Raw genomic sequence first — 14,507 nt, 5'->3', positions numbered from 1 at the left:
TTATATATTCCCTTGAATTTGACTTAATGCATCGTTATCTAGATTAGTAAATTGACAGTACTTCAGCTGTGAATGCATATAAGCAGTACCTTGTTCACCGTGTCTATTTTTACCAATAATGGCTTCAGCAATACCCCGATATTGAGATTCTTTGTTATAAACTTCATCTCGATACAGGAAAATAATTTGGTCAGCATCTTGTTCAATTGCTCCCGACTCACGTAGATCAGACATCATTGGTCTTTTATTTGGTCTTTTCTCAAGTTCACGATTAAGCTGTGACAGTAAAACAACGACACAATCGAACTCTTTAGCTAATGCTTTAAGTTCACCAGTGAAATAAGCAATCTTTAAATCTTCACGTGCAAATTGCTTTGTAGTTTTCATGATCTGTAGATAATCAACAAATACAGCGCCAACACTTCCATATTTGTGCTTAATTTTCCGCATAGATTCGCGTACATTCGCGATTGATGGTCGAGAGGTATCATTGATCATCATCGGTACGTTTTGAAGCATCACCACGGCGTTTGTATAAGCTGTAAATTCATCTTTTGGGAGTAAGTGTGGGGAATTACGCACTCCCCCAATATCAGCTGGAGCGATAGCACAGCATAAACGCATTGCGATCTGCTCTTTAGGCATTTCTCCTGACATTATAAGGGTTGGTTTTTTCTGTATTACTGCCACATTGTTTGCAATAAGCTGAAGCATAGTTGTCTTACCCATCGCTGGTCGTGCAGCAACTACCATAAGACAGCCTGGCTCAATATCACCTAGTTTCTTGTCTAGGTCATAGATACCAGTTTGGATCCCTTTAATCATCGTTTCACCAGCAATCATTGCTTCCATCTTACGGCTGATTTCAAGAAACGTATTTGATGCAGCATCATGAATATGGAATAGAGATTCACTTCCTGATTCAGTATTTAGATCTGCAAAAGCAGCTTGTGCATATTGCGCAAGCTCACCACGGCTCACAGTAAGATTTCGGGCTTGTTGAATGATTTTCAGTGCTTCAGCTTCAACCTGACGGCATGCTGTAAAATCTTTCAATTTTTCTGCATACGATTGCAGATTGTAGAAGCTGGAAGGAGCATCACTCATTAACTGCATGAGATATTTCTCTCCGCCTGACGCTTCGCCGTAATTACGCATTTCCAGCCATTGATTGACGAGTACAGCATCGTATGGGAAGTTCTTGCTACCAAGGTCTACAATTGCGTTAAAAATCAGTTTATGGCGTGTTGCATGAAAATCTTGTTCAGTCAACAAGCTTTCAACTTGAGCATAAGAGCCTGCTACCGTCATTAGTGCAGCGAGAACAGCTTGTTCAATTTGTAGATTGTGAATAGGTGTATTCATCGTAGATCTCCTAATAAGCTTTTAGGCTTATTCGGCAAATTGAAGCATGGTCGATCAGTATTAACTTGTTGTTCAGATGAAGTTTGGATGCCATATTCAGGATTCTGCTTTTTATAACGATCAAACTTGTCTACAATCCAAGCCGTGAACTTATGAAGTTTTTTACTATCAGATAATCCTCCATTATCAAAATAAGAGTTGAATGCACTCAGTTCAAATTCAAAACTAGGTAGACCAAGTATCAGATCTATGTTGTTACCATGACCTGCCATTTTTATTTTTGTTCTCAGCTGATCAAAGTCAGGAATCCACTCATGCTCTTGAGAGAGATTCAATGGCAAATTCCCTGATAAGTTCTGCACCCCTGTTTTGGGATCATTCAAAGTACCTTTTTCGGGATTATTTCCACTATTGGAATCATTCCGTTTTTGGGGTTGTTTAATATTCCCATTTTTGGGTGTATTTACTTTGGATTTAGCATCATTTTTTAAACCTAAATCATCCCAATTATGGGTATATTCTTCACGTCCTTTGACTCCGTTAATTTTAAGCACACGAACTCGTTTTGTGGCTCCAACACGCTCGCCCGTATCAGAAATTAAACCTAATTCAATAAGCTCTAGAATGACTTTTTGAACAGTTTTTTTATCTAAAACTGTATCTGCTGCCAATCTTTCAATACTTGGCCAGGCTGTATGATTTTCGCCTGCTCGATCTGCAATTGAAAGTAGAATAAGTCGTTGTGAGGAGTTCTTAACCAGAGCACTCCAAGCTCGACGGGTTGCGTCAATGCTCATCAGCCCCTCCTTTTCTGTACGCATCTTCCAAAATTTTTATTAAGCGTTCTGGAGTGATACGGACAGATTCAACGTATACCGAAGATTTACTTTCTTGAGCTGATTGAGATTTATTAAGATGATTTATATTTTGAGATGAAGCCAAAGGAGGTTTGCACATAGTTACTCCTCCATTTCAGCTTTATATTTTTCGCCGTCAATATAAAATGTATAACCATGTGCTTTTATTAGGTGGATAGCGATATATATCAAATTTTCAAGATCAGAAAATACTAGACAGTGAATGCTTTTTTCTATTTGATTTTTAGCTAATGAAGCTTCTTCTTTGATTTGATACAGCATCGTTTGAATCCAGCCAATAGCTTCATAAATCAAAGAACTTGTATCAAAAAGGTCCTCAGGAGTATATGGTAGACTTATTGACTGTAATTCATTCTCGTATTTTTCACGTTCTACATCAAATGAATTAAGTCTATCTTCAACTAAAAGAGATGTGATAGAGATTAAGTCTTCAACTTCATCAAAGTGATAAGAATTAGTATTTAAATTTTTTGCATGTTGCTTTAATTGCAAAGTAGCTTTATTTATGCGACTCAAAAGAGTTTGAGTATGAGCTGAAATATTTACAGCGAGTGTATAAATATCACGTAAATGAGCTGTATTATATAAAGAAATAGATTGTTCTGGAATTTGAAAATTTACTTTAGCGTTCATGATGAATGCGCTCCTTTTACAAGTTGAGGAGCTTCACTAATCACTGTCAAATGATTGGTGTGAAGCCTGAAAGGGTTGACAGACTGGCGTAAAAGGTAACCAGCACACTCGAAAGTGTCCCTCCCAAGCTCCACATAACGATGCAGATGCATAGAGAAATTACGCATAAAAAAAGCCCGAAGCGGACTGTATGCGCCTTTTACGTTATAGCCTGTCAAAGCTAATTCAATGATTTTGCATCGAACAATAATAATATAACTGAAACATTTAAGTTTGAGAAGATCTCTGAAGAAAATATTTTTAAATTTCATACAGCCTCTCCAAAGTGTTTAGCTAAAAGAGCCATACCTTTTGGTAAAATAAAGAATTCAGTTTGTGTGTAGCTATAAGGTTGACCGGAAGCTTTAACACCTTCTTTATGAGAATACTTAGTTTCACAATAGCCTTTGCTTTCACTGTAATAAGTTGAAGCCCTAGCATCATTTAGATAGCGATCCCAACTATGTTCACGTAACCATTTTGCTAAATCACGCTGTTTAGCATTTAAAATTTTACAGGCCTGTTGGAACTTAACGCCATGTTCTGTTTGAGTAATAGTTTCGATAGCTACGGACAAAGCTTTGTTTTCTGCACTCAGCTGTAGATTCTGTTTTGCTTGGACTTCAATTGCTTGTAAAAGGTGCTGAGGATTACTGATATCAAATACCGGCATTTTTTGCTCAAGCTCATACCAGCGTTTTACTATTGCTGCAGTGAATTCAGGACAAAGTTGAGCAACAACAGTAATTGAATCAAGTTTTCCCTGTTCTCCTGAAAATACATATACATTTGAAAATCTATTAGGACTAACTGACTGTTTATTTTCAACTTTCATCAATGGTGGAAGTTGAATAACTCCACGTTTAGCAAGCCGTTCAATAGACAAATTTACTGCACGTTGTTCTGACTGAACAAGTTCTGCTATTTCCGAACTAAGCATCTGATATGTTTTTAATAAAAGATTAAAAGTATTCATGATCATGCCCCCATTTCAGCAATATTTTTTTTGCTGTTATGCCACTCAACAAGCTCTTGATAGTCGAAGAAAACAGGAGCTTGTTTTGTGGTGCCCATTTTCATAGGCTTTGGAAACGTAGGATCTTTACGAATAGTGTGACGCAGAGACTCACGTGTAACATCTAGCAACTGGCATACAGTGCTGAATTGAATTCGAATTGGTGTTATTTGAAGCATAGTTACAACCATGTATTTGTAAAACATGGTTGTAAATTAAATTATTGTTTTTATGATTTAAAACCTAGTGCGACGTTGATGTACACTCTTAGTCGAAAGATGTACATATTACGTCGCACTATGTAATTATTTATTTTTTGCAGCTAATGAAACTAATTCATAAATTTTTCGATATGGCCTATCTACAAGTTTTTTTTCAAAAATATGCTCAGCACATTGAGTATAAGTGGCCCAATTGTTTCCTTCCCATATTTTCTTTGTTACTAATAAGTCATCATCCAATTTTTTGCGTAATGGTTTATTCCTTTTTTCGGCTAATTTGATCATTTTCTCTCTGAGTTGTACTTTTGAGCCCAGATTACCAGCATGGGTTGCTTTGCAAAGACCGATAAAATAATTAGCCTTACACAGATAATAAAAAATTTTATTATCTGTAATTAATGAGTTTTCTACTATTATTGCCTCTCCGTCATTAAATTCTTTTTTTATATTCTTTAAGACTTCTGCAGCATCACATATATACATGCAAACAATATTCAAAAGTTGGTACAAAGCTGAATTCAGGTTCTCTTTCTTTAATTCTTCGTCAGTTTCATTATCAAGTATTGAGCTAAAAAACTCCTCTTCAGCCTGTATTCCCGTCGGGCGATTTGGGTCGCTGTGCCTACCAGTAAAGTGTTTAGTGAATAGAATATTCATATCTTTTATATATTCATCTTCCGGTATATTTTTTTCAGTTTTTTCATAAGGGAATAACTCCTTTAAGTAGAAGTCACGTGCTTCAACCATAAGAGACTGTAATTCCATAATAGGTGACCAGAAATTAAGCTCTTCTTCCAAGGAATCGAGATGGATTTGTTTCATTTTGCCTCCCACGGCAGGCCCAATAGAATAGGAGCTAAGCCAATCGAATTGGGTATTCGACTTTCGGGGATCAGCCTAGACTTAGCAAAACCAATATACCTTATATATGCTTAAATCCGTGCATATTTTGCTTAGTAATACGACAAGTTATGTCACTTTCCCAACTTAGCATATTTAAAATTAATAACATCATTTTGTAATAGTTGCTGTGTGAAGTCATACGGACTTATATAGCCTTCTTGGTTCGCTTCTAGGTAATCACTCCACCAATTAAGCATAGCCTTTCGTTCTTCTAGATATTCTGCACGATGTGTATATGCCAAACGAACCTGGTCTCGCTCTTGATGGCTCATTTGTTTTTCTACTGCTTCCTTTTGAAACAATGTGCTTTGTACCAATGCAGAACAAGCCATACCCCTAAAACCATGCCCACATACATCCTTTTCAGTATCGTAACCAATACGGCGCAAGGTATCATTCACAACTTTGTCGCATATAAAGCCTTGAGGGTCACCATTCTTAGGGAATACATTTTTAGTCATGCCACTGTATGCCTGTATCTCTTTTAGAATTGAAATGACTTGAGGTGATAAAGGTATCAAGTGCTCAGTTTTCATCTTTGCACCTCTATCAGAAAATCTTTGCCCCTCAATTAACTCTCGTACTGGTGGTATGGTCCATATACAACTTTTAAAATCAAACTCAGTCCAACGTGCAAAACGAATCTCGCTAGATCGAGCGAATACATGCAAAGTAAATGCCGTGCATAATCTTGTTAGTGGATAACCATTATCACCTTTTAACTTTTGTAATAGCTCAGGCAGTCGCTCCAGTGGCAATTGTGGATAGTGTTTAACTTTCTTAGTGAGTACAAATACATCTTTTAAAAAATATGCTGGGTTTTCTTCTATTAAACCTCTTGAGATTGCATAAGCAAAAATTGCATTAAATCGCTGTCTAGTTTTCTTTAATACTTCTGATAGTCCTTTTTCCTCTATAGAACGCAAAACAGTTACTAAGTCTTTTGACTTCACTTCATCAATAGCAATCTGTCCGATTAAAGGGAAAACATAAGTTTCTAAAACTCTAAGTGCTTTAATAGAAGTATGCTCTACCCATTGACCTGTCTTTGTATATTCGCCGTGCCAATCTCTAGCAACTGATTCAAAGCTAAACGCATTACTTTTTTTAACCTTTTGGATGGCTTCGTATTCGATAGGGTCAATATTCTGTGCAATTAACTTCTCATATTCACGGCGTTTATCCCTTGCCTGTTTTAGAGTAAGTGAGGGAAAGTTACCCAAAGTCATCAAGCCATCTTTACCATTGGCTTTTTTATATTTATATCGCCATACCTTTTTGCTCGATTTACGAACAAACAAAATTAAACCGTTCCCATCGTATAAAGAATAGTCTTTATCAAGTGGTTTTGCACTTGAGCACTTAGAATCTGTTAGAGGGGTAATATGTTTTGCCATAGCGAATAAGGATACAAAAGTTTATCGAATCCAATATATCCTCATATATATCCTTATTATTTGCAACTGTATCCTTATTTATTATTGTATATTTTGGCATGTTGTTTAAGTGAAATGCTTATATATCAAGGGTTTTGAACTATATTTTGTTATATTTGTTTATAGAGTTGGTGCGCTCAGCGGGACTCGAACCCACGCCACAGGCTTCGGAGACCTGTACTCTATCCAGTTGAGCTATGAGCGCGCGATGCACATCATAACAAAAAAAACCACAAGGTAAAGCAACTATCTACATAACTCAGAAATTACTGCTTACGCTTTAATCAACATCCTATATTTGCAACGCAGTTTATCTACTAAATGACTTGGTTTAAAGCAAAAGTTCACCCACAATACAGCCTAAATATTTTGTCTGTGAGAATTTCATGACTGATGCATTGGTGTTAAGGGATTTATCCAAAACATATAAAAATGGTTTTCAAGCCTTAAAAGGCATTAATCTAAATGTTCCTGAAGGTGAATTCTATGCGCTTTTAGGTCCTAATGGTGCCGGTAAATCTACAACGATTAGCATTATCAGTTCATTAACTAAAAAAACATCTGGCTCAGTCGAAATTTTTGGTCACAATCTCGATACTCACCCATCTCAAGCCAAGCAATGTCTTGGTATCGTCCCCCAAGAGTTTAATTTTGGTCATTTTGAAAAAACATTTGATATTTTAGTAACTCAAGCAGGTTACTATGGTATTGCAAAAAAAGAAGCTGAACAACGTGCTGAAGAATACCTTGAAAAATTAGGCTTATGGGAAAAACGCGGTGTACAAGCTCGAATGCTATCTGGTGGTATGAAACGTCGCTTAATGATTGCTCGTGCCATGATGCATGAACCTAAACTTTTAATTTTAGATGAACCGACTGCCGGCGTCGATATTGAGCTTCGTCGTTCAATGTGGGATTTCCTTATTGAAATGAACAATAAAGGTACATCTATTATTTTAACGACTCACTATCTAGAAGAAGCAGAAATGCTTTGTCGACGTATTGCAATCATCGACCGAGGTGTCATCAAAGAAGATACATCGATGAAATCTTTCCTCAATCAGCTGAACGAGGAGTCTTTCATTTTTGATTTAGCAAACCCAATACAGCCATTCAATATTGATATTTTAGGCGTTGAGTTTAATTTGATTGATCCTGTCACTTTAGAAGTCACAATGGATAAAGTACATACACTGAATGAACTTTTCCAACTTTTAGAAGCACAAGGCATTCAAGTTAAAAGCATGCGTAATAAATCAAATCGTTTAGAAGAGTTATTTGTCAAAATGGTCGAAAAAAATCTAAATGGAGAAGCACAATGAATTTTAATCAACTTTATATTGCGCTTTCCACTTTAGTCCGTAAAGAAATTCGTCGCTTTATGCGAATTTGGCCACAAACATTATTACCACCAGCAATCACAATGAGCTTATATTTTGTGATTTTTGGCAATTTAGTTGGTTCACGCATTGGTGAAATGGGTGGCTTTAGTTATATGCAATTTATTGTACCTGGTTTAATTATGATGGCCGTAATTACAAATAGCTATGCCAATGTGTCTTCAAGTTTTTTTAGTGCTAAATTTCAAAAAAGTATTGAAGAACTTATTATGAGCCCTGTGCCTCTTCATGCAATTTTATGTGGATATGTACTCGGTGGTGTTTGCCGTGGTGTTTTAGTCGGTATTATTGTCACAACAATGAGCCTATTTTTTACTGACTTATATATTACCAATTGGTTTGTGACCATTTATACTGTACTTATTACTTCTTTTTTATTTGCACTTGGCGGATTCATTAATGCAGTGTACGCTAAATCTTTCGATGATATTTCCATCATTCCTACATTTGTATTAACACCACTGACTTATTTAGGCGGTGTGTTTTATGCAATTTCTGCATTAAGCCCATTTTGGCAAAATTTATCGTTAATTAACCCTATTGTATATATGGTCAATGCATTCCGTTACGGAATTCTTGGTCAAAGTGATGTAAACGTTACAATATCTTTAGTCGTTATAACTTTGTGCTGTGCTGTATTTTACGGTATAGCTTACCATTTACTTTCTCGTGGTTCAGGAATGCGTGAATAATGAGTGTTGAACATTCTCTTTTAGGTAAAGATACCAACTATCCAACAGAATATCAGCCCGATATTCTATTTCCTATTTCTCGTGAACAAGCACGTGAAAAATACAGCCATGTTGAAGGCATCCGCCAAGGTAAAGATTGGTGGCATGTGTTTGAAATTTCTTGGTTAAATGCACAAGGCATTCCCCAAGTTGCTATTGGACGTATCACCTTACCTGCTACATCAGAAAATCTCATCGAATCTAAATCACTAAAGCTCTACTTTAATAGTATGAACTTTACCCAGTTTGATTCTAAAGATGCTTTTATTGCAACAGTAGAAAAAGATCTTTCAGCTGCAGCAAAAGCACCTGTAAGCTTAGATTTGTATCAAGTAGATGATTTAGCTATTTCTCAACCTAAAGGTCTATGTATAGATAATTTACAGCCTGAACGCTTAGAGAACCATCCAGACAGTAGTTTATTAAAGCTAGATGACAGCACTTTGAATGATGAAAATCAGGTTGAAGTCGAACTTTATTCTCATCTTTTGAGAAGTAACTGCCCTGTAACAGGACAACCTGACTGGGGTACAGTTTTTATACGCTACCAAGGTAAAAAACCTTGTTATCAAAGTATTTTGGCTTATATTATTTCTTACCGCCAACATAATGGTTTTCATGAGCAATGTGTTGAACAAATCTATGCGGATATTTGGCAAATTCTTCAACCTGAAAAATTGATGGTATACGCAACTTATACACGTCGTGGTGGTTTAGACATTAACCCTTGTCGCGTATCTGATTTAGCATGGATGCCTCAACCTATTCGTTTGGCGCGTCAATAAAATAATATGGAGGTTTATATTAATGTCATTTTTTGGATTTATTCCATCTGAAGAATTGCTCACAACAATTCACATTGCTGTGGAAAAAGAAGACTCCAATGAGACACTTTATCCACTAAGAGATAAAACTGCACTGCTCATCAATGATGAAATTATTGATGCGATTTTAACTGAGTTAGTTCATCGTTTTCCTCACAGTGATAAACGAGAAACTGCTGAAAAACTTGCTGGTTATATTAAATCTACTGTTGCCATTTTACTAAAACAGTTATTTAGTAAGTCTTCAAATGATGTTGTGAAGCAATCAATTGAGTTTTCTAGAAAAAGTATTTTCTTAGATGAAAATAACCAACAACGTGTGGGCGTAGAACTAGATTCTCACTTGGTCTCTCAATTAAAGCAATATTATTCAGAAATTCAATCTGGCAATGACATTAATAAAACCTTCTTTTGTGAACTTTATAAACAGTTTGCTGATGCCACTGTACATCATTTCATGAATGATTTTAATCGCACCTTGGACTTAGGAATGATTAAACGTAAAGCTGCAGATTTAGGTTCAATGGCAGTCATTAAAGCAACACATGTTGCGATTGATCATATTATTCCAAATTTAAGTCGTGAAGAATTATTCATCTTAGCTGAATATCACGATACACTTTTTCATAAATAATATTATTCATTTAATGATTTATTAAAAAAAACCTAAGTTTCTTAGGTTTTTTTTGTATTAAAATTTTGTCATTTATCAAACTTAAACAAAGCGCGTGTTAGCATAGTAATTATTTGATTTTTTATATTTAAAATACTATGTCTCTAGACATCCAAAGTAAATTTTTACGTTATTCTCCACGTGATGGACGAACGATAAATAATAAGTTTTATTTATTCCAACGTCTCCATTTAGATCCTTGGCTTTTACTTTTTATTTCAATTACTTCATTTTTAGGTCTTATCACTTTATATAGTGCTTCTGGGCAAGATTTGCTGATGGTTTCAAAACAATTAATGAGTTTTGGAATTGGGTTAATCATCATGTTCATATTAGCTCAAATACCTCCTAAATTTTATCAATCATTATCACCATTTTTTTATGCTTTTGGTTTACTTGGGCTTATTGCAGTATTTTTTATTGGTGAAATCCGATTAGGGGCTCAACGTTGGATTAGTTTACCTGGTGTAGGGAGTGTTCAACCCAGTGAGTTTATGAAAATTGCCATGCCCATGATGGTCGCATGGTATTTATCTTTACAACGACTCCCTCCCACACTATTACATATTATTTCGTCATTATTTTTAATTCTCATTCCATTTTTAATGATTGCAAAACAACCTGATTTAGGTACATCTGCACTCGTTTTAGCAAGTGGAATTTTTGTTTTATTTTTAAGTGGATTACCTTGGTGGCTCATTGGTGGTGCAATGACAGCAGCTGCAGTTTTAATTCCTTTACTTTGGGAGTTTTTATTAAAAGATTATCAAAAGCAACGTGTACTTACATTATTTGACCCAGAAGCAGATGCACTAGGTTCAGGTTGGAATATTATTCAATCTAAAATTGCAATTGGCTCTGGTGGAACATCAGGAAAAGGGTTTCTCTCTGGTACACAATCACATTTACATTTTTTACCGGAAGGACATACTGACTTCATTATTGCAGCGTATTCTGAGGAATTCGGTTTTATTGGTGTTGCAATCTTAATGTTCTTATATTTTGCAATTATCATCAGAACTTTACAAATTAGTATGCAATGCTTTCATAATTATGGCAAATTACTCTCAGGCGGCTTAGGATTAGCCTTTTTCGTCTATGTTTTTGTCAATGCTGGCATGGTTAGCGGTATATTACCCGTTACAGGTATTCCACTTCCTTTTATGAGTTATGGTGGAACAGCAATTATTACCTTAATGGCTTCTTTTGGCATTGTGATGTCAATTCACACGCACAAATAAATGCTTTTGGAAATTAAATTTTATGTCTATGCAAAATCTTTATAACAATATTAAACGTTTACCACTTATTTTAGCAGCTATTTCAATGACAAGTTTCTGTCATGCTAACGATTTTAAAAATCATCCAGCTTATAGCCAATTTAAACAAAAAATGATGCAGACTTATGGTTTAACAGAAGCACAAATTGATTGGGCAATGGATGGTTCAAAAAATCTACCGAATATTATCAACATTATGAATCGACCAGGTGAAAGTAAGCCTTGGTATGAATATAAAACGAACTTCTTGGCAGAAGGTACCATCCAACGTGGTCTACGCTTCCGTGATCAATATGCTGATACTTTAAATCGTGCTGAGCAACAATATGGTGTTCCTCAATCTGTTATTTTAGGAATACTTGGTGTTGAAACTGGATATGGTGCAAATAAAGGCTCTTTTGTTACTCGAGATGCCTTAGCCACGTTAGGTTTTGGATATGAACGTCGTGCTGAATATTTCCAAGATGAGCTTGCTGCACTGATTGCATGGTCATATAAAGATGGTGTTCCCACAAACTCAATTGTTGGTTCATATGCTGGTGCTGTAGGCTTTCCTCAATTTATGCCAAGTAATATTCCTAAATATGGCGTAGATTATGATGGTAATGGTCATGTCGATTTAAGAAATTCTGCAATAGATGCAATTGGTTCAATTGCAAATTATCTTGCAGAACATGGCTGGCAACGTAATCAGCCTATTGCATTTGCTGCGACTTATAGTGGTAATAATCCTGACGATGTCATTGCCAAAGATTTAACACAGCCCATTCCTTATGGAATACTTAAAACAAAAGGCATTACACCAGTAAACCCATTAGTAAAAATTGATGATTTAGATATGGTGAATGTTATTCAGCTACAAGAAAAATCTGGACCTATTTACTATATTACGTATCCAAATTTTCAAGTAATTACAACATATAACAGAAGTCGTATGTATGCTACTGCTCTTTGGCTTTTAGGCACTGAAGTCACCAGTCGATAGTCAATTTTTACAAATCTATAAAAAAAGCAAGATTTTTTTATAGATAAAAGATTAAAATATAATCAAATTATATTATTTGTTACAATATTGATTATATTTTAATCAAAAGAAATGCGTTATTCTACTTTTTTGTGACTATTTTAAGAACACCTATAGACACAATTATAGTAGGATGAATATTATCCTGAGTGTTGAAAAACATTAAATCCAGTTGCAAAAGTGAAAATATATAGGTGTTTATTTATAAATATCAGCTGTTTACACTAATATTTATGAAAGCCTTGGAGTTAAATCAATAATGCACCCCTCGATAAAAGCCTTGCTTACTGTCTCGACGGTCTTGTTTACACTCAACCAGTCGCAAGCAGAAATGGTTCAATCTTCATCATTAACGAATGATGCAGAGAACTCTAGCCTTGCTGCCCGTGTTTTAAACAAAGAAGCTCAAAGCTTTAATTCACACTTATCCAACCTCAATAGCCTTTCAATCACTGAACGTTCTGGCGATAAAATTCGTCGTCAAACAATTGCAGCGAAAATCGAAATTCCAGCAGAAGAGCCTTCTGTGATTGAAAAGTTAAACACTGTTGCGTCAAATACTGTTCGTAAATTCAGCCAAACTGGTGTTGCTTCTTGGTATGGTCGTCAATTTCATGGTCGCCCTACTGCAAGTGGAGAAACTTTCGATATGAACGGCTTAACAGCTGCTCATCGCACACTACCGCTTAACTGCTATATTCGTGTAACAAATAATACAAATGGCAAAAGTGTTGTTGTAAAAGTGAATGATCGTGGTCCATTCCATGGAAATCGAGTAGTTGACTTATCTTATGGTGCAGCTAAACAGCTTGGTATTACGAATCAAGGAACAGCAAAAGTAAGTATTGAACGTGTTGCTGGTCCAAATTCTTAATCAAATATTTAACTAAAATTAAGAAAATATAAAGAAGCCACTACAAAGTGGCTTTTTTAATACGCCTTATTTGCTCACAAATCAAAATTTAAATGCTTTATCAAGCTACCCTACCCTTTAAAATCTAAAAATCTACTGACACGCACTGAGCGCGATATAGATACAATCAATAAAATATATCTAATTTAATAATATCCTCTTATAAAATGTATAAAAGAAAATAAAAAAACATCAAACTAAATACTACGCTCATCAATAAATGCCGTGTAATAAGAACAAATAAAATCGTAAATATCGCACTGTATAAATAAATATTATCAATCACTCCTCGAAACTGAGAAGATTGATAAAAAATAATTGGGATACATAATGAGACCATTAAACAAGGCGCAGCATAATTCAGCATTTTTGTTAAAAATTTTGGAAGATGAAATCTAATAGTTGGTTCCAAAAATACATAGCGATTAAAAAAAACAATTGAGCTTAACCCTAAAATCAGCAACCAAATCATGATTTCTCCTTATCTAATAAGGCTGCTATCATCATTCCAACTAAGCTTGAAAAAATTAATGCAAATTGAAACTCAACCCATGTCAATATAAACATCGTAGTAAAAGAGACTAAAACAGCGATAATGCCAATCATATTTTTGATGATCAATATACTCATTACCAAAAAAATTGCTACAATTGAATAATCTAAATATATTGCCGTAATATCCTTAATCATAAATGTAGAAAAGATACCAACAACACTAAAAATCACCCAAAATATATAAAAACTAAATCCTGCACCTAATAAGTATGAATATGAACGTTCGGGATGTAATTTTGATACAGCATACAATTCATCAGTCAATAAAAAACCCAAACTTATACGCTGTAGTAAACTCATCTTTGAAATATCTACCCGAAGACTTAATCCATAAATATAATGCTGTGTAGTCATGAAAAATATCATCACTAAAATAACAAAGGATGACGTGTCAGCCATTAACATCGTTAAGCTCATAATCTGCGCTGCTCCAGCAAAAACCAAAACAGACATTGCAATTGCCTCTGTTATATTTAAGCCAGCACTAATTGCGAGTGAACCCACCATAATTGCCCAAGGAATAACCGCAACAGATAAAGGCAACATATCTTTGATGCCTTTTCGGAAGTTCATAATTTTAATTGGATGCTTTAACATAATAAGAATATCAGCTATAA

Annotated in this window: 17 protein-coding genes and 1 tRNA gene; 7 read left to right on the top strand and 11 right to left on the bottom strand. The window is 35.1% G+C overall.

Annotation, left to right across the window (positions count from 1 at the left end; genetic code table 11):
* The 9 genes from AOY20_RS09050 to AOY20_RS09010 all read right to left on the bottom strand — a co-directional run bounded on the left by AOY20_RS09050 (window position 1) and on the right by AOY20_RS09010 (window position 6,695).
* On the bottom strand, window positions 1-1,365 hold the full coding sequence (locus tag AOY20_RS09050) for a replicative DNA helicase (protein WP_054581555.1): 1,365 nt from the start codon (window positions 1,363-1,365) through the stop codon (window positions 1-3).
* Window positions 1,362-2,162 (bottom strand): helix-turn-helix domain-containing protein, encoded by an 801-nt coding sequence (locus AOY20_RS09045; protein ID WP_054581554.1) that lies wholly within the window; start codon window positions 2,160-2,162, stop codon window positions 1,362-1,364. Before AOY20_RS09045 ends, AOY20_RS09050 begins: the two co-directional genes overlap by 4 nt.
* Window positions 2,152-2,322 (bottom strand): hypothetical protein, encoded by a 171-nt coding sequence (locus tag AOY20_RS14745; protein ID WP_158319994.1) that lies wholly within the window; start codon window positions 2,320-2,322, stop codon window positions 2,152-2,154. The genes AOY20_RS09045 and AOY20_RS14745 overlap by 11 nt, the downstream gene beginning before the upstream one ends.
* 2 nt (window positions 2,323-2,324) lie before the next feature.
* Window positions 2,325-2,876, bottom strand: a complete 552-nt coding sequence (locus tag AOY20_RS09040) for a hypothetical protein (protein ID WP_054581553.1) — start codon at window positions 2,874-2,876, stop codon at window positions 2,325-2,327.
* A 307-nt stretch (window positions 2,877-3,183) separates the two neighbouring features.
* Window positions 3,184-3,891: a phage antirepressor KilAC domain-containing protein gene (locus AOY20_RS09030; RefSeq protein WP_054581551.1), complete on the bottom strand. Its 708-nt coding sequence runs from the start codon at window positions 3,889-3,891 to the stop codon at window positions 3,184-3,186.
* Between the two features lie 2 nt (window positions 3,892-3,893).
* A complete protein-coding gene (locus AOY20_RS09025) occupies window positions 3,894-4,109 on the bottom strand; it encodes a hypothetical protein (protein ID WP_054581550.1) in 216 nt (71 codons plus the stop codon).
* Between the two features lie 126 nt (window positions 4,110-4,235).
* Window positions 4,236-4,973 carry a hypothetical protein gene (locus AOY20_RS09020; RefSeq protein ID WP_054581549.1) on the bottom strand — a complete coding sequence of 246 codons (738 nt, stop codon included), beginning with the start codon at window positions 4,971-4,973 and terminating at the stop codon, window positions 4,236-4,238.
* A 152-nt stretch (window positions 4,974-5,125) separates the two neighbouring features.
* Window positions 5,126-6,451, bottom strand: a complete 1,326-nt coding sequence (locus tag AOY20_RS09015; RefSeq protein ID WP_054581548.1) for a tyrosine-type recombinase/integrase — start codon at window positions 6,449-6,451, stop codon at window positions 5,126-5,128.
* A 168-nt stretch (window positions 6,452-6,619) separates the two neighbouring features.
* Window positions 6,620-6,695, bottom strand: a tRNA-Arg gene (locus AOY20_RS09010).
* Between the two features lie 181 nt (window positions 6,696-6,876).
* Here AOY20_RS09010 and AOY20_RS09005 point away from each other — a divergent pair.
* The 7 genes from AOY20_RS09005 (at window position 6,877) to AOY20_RS08975 (ending at window position 13,296) form a co-directional block, all read left to right on the top strand.
* On the top strand, window positions 6,877-7,812 hold the full coding sequence (locus tag AOY20_RS09005; protein WP_054581547.1) for an ABC transporter ATP-binding protein: 936 nt from the start codon (window positions 6,877-6,879) through the stop codon (window positions 7,810-7,812).
* A complete protein-coding gene (locus tag AOY20_RS09000) occupies window positions 7,809-8,582 on the top strand; it encodes an ABC transporter permease (RefSeq protein WP_054581546.1) in 774 nt (257 codons plus the stop codon). Before AOY20_RS09005 ends, AOY20_RS09000 begins: the two co-directional genes overlap by 4 nt.
* Complete coding sequence (gene queF, locus AOY20_RS08995; protein ID WP_054581545.1) at window positions 8,582-9,406, top strand: NADPH-dependent 7-cyano-7-deazaguanine reductase QueF; 825 nt, start codon at window positions 8,582-8,584, stop codon at window positions 9,404-9,406. Before AOY20_RS09000 ends, queF begins: the two co-directional genes overlap by 1 nt.
* A 22-nt stretch (window positions 9,407-9,428) precedes the next feature.
* Window positions 9,429-10,079, top strand: a complete 651-nt coding sequence (locus AOY20_RS08990) for a hypothetical protein (protein ID WP_054581544.1) — start codon at window positions 9,429-9,431, stop codon at window positions 10,077-10,079.
* Between the two features lie 137 nt (window positions 10,080-10,216).
* Window positions 10,217-11,359 (top strand): rod shape-determining protein RodA, encoded by a 1,143-nt coding sequence (gene rodA / locus AOY20_RS08985; RefSeq protein WP_054581543.1) that lies wholly within the window; start codon window positions 10,217-10,219, stop codon window positions 11,357-11,359.
* Window positions 11,360-11,381: 22 nt separating this feature from the next.
* Window positions 11,382-12,383 (top strand): lytic murein transglycosylase B, encoded by a 1,002-nt coding sequence (gene mltB / locus AOY20_RS08980; RefSeq protein WP_054581542.1) that lies wholly within the window; start codon window positions 11,382-11,384, stop codon window positions 12,381-12,383.
* A 298-nt stretch (window positions 12,384-12,681) separates the two neighbouring features.
* A complete protein-coding gene (locus tag AOY20_RS08975; protein ID WP_054581541.1) occupies window positions 12,682-13,296 on the top strand; it encodes a septal ring lytic transglycosylase RlpA family protein in 615 nt (204 codons plus the stop codon).
* Window positions 13,297-13,495: 199 nt separating this feature from the next.
* Here AOY20_RS08975 and AOY20_RS08970 read toward each other — a convergent pair whose 3' ends face one another.
* Together AOY20_RS08970 and AOY20_RS08965 are read right to left on the bottom strand one after the other, a co-directional pair.
* Window positions 13,496-13,807 carry an AzlD domain-containing protein gene (locus AOY20_RS08970; RefSeq protein WP_054581540.1) on the bottom strand — a complete coding sequence of 104 codons (312 nt, stop codon included), beginning with the start codon at window positions 13,805-13,807 and terminating at the stop codon, window positions 13,496-13,498.
* Window positions 13,804-14,487 carry an AzlC family ABC transporter permease gene (locus AOY20_RS08965; RefSeq protein ID WP_054581539.1) on the bottom strand — a complete coding sequence of 228 codons (684 nt, stop codon included), beginning with the start codon at window positions 14,485-14,487 and terminating at the stop codon, window positions 13,804-13,806. The genes AOY20_RS08970 and AOY20_RS08965 overlap by 4 nt, the downstream gene beginning before the upstream one ends.
* Window positions 14,488-14,507: the final 20 nt, after the last annotated feature.

The organism is Acinetobacter equi (genome assembly GCF_001307195.1).
GTDB classification, from domain to species: domain Bacteria; phylum Pseudomonadota; class Gammaproteobacteria; order Pseudomonadales; family Moraxellaceae; genus Acinetobacter; species Acinetobacter equi.
This window is presented reverse-complemented; position numbering and strand designations above follow the sequence as displayed.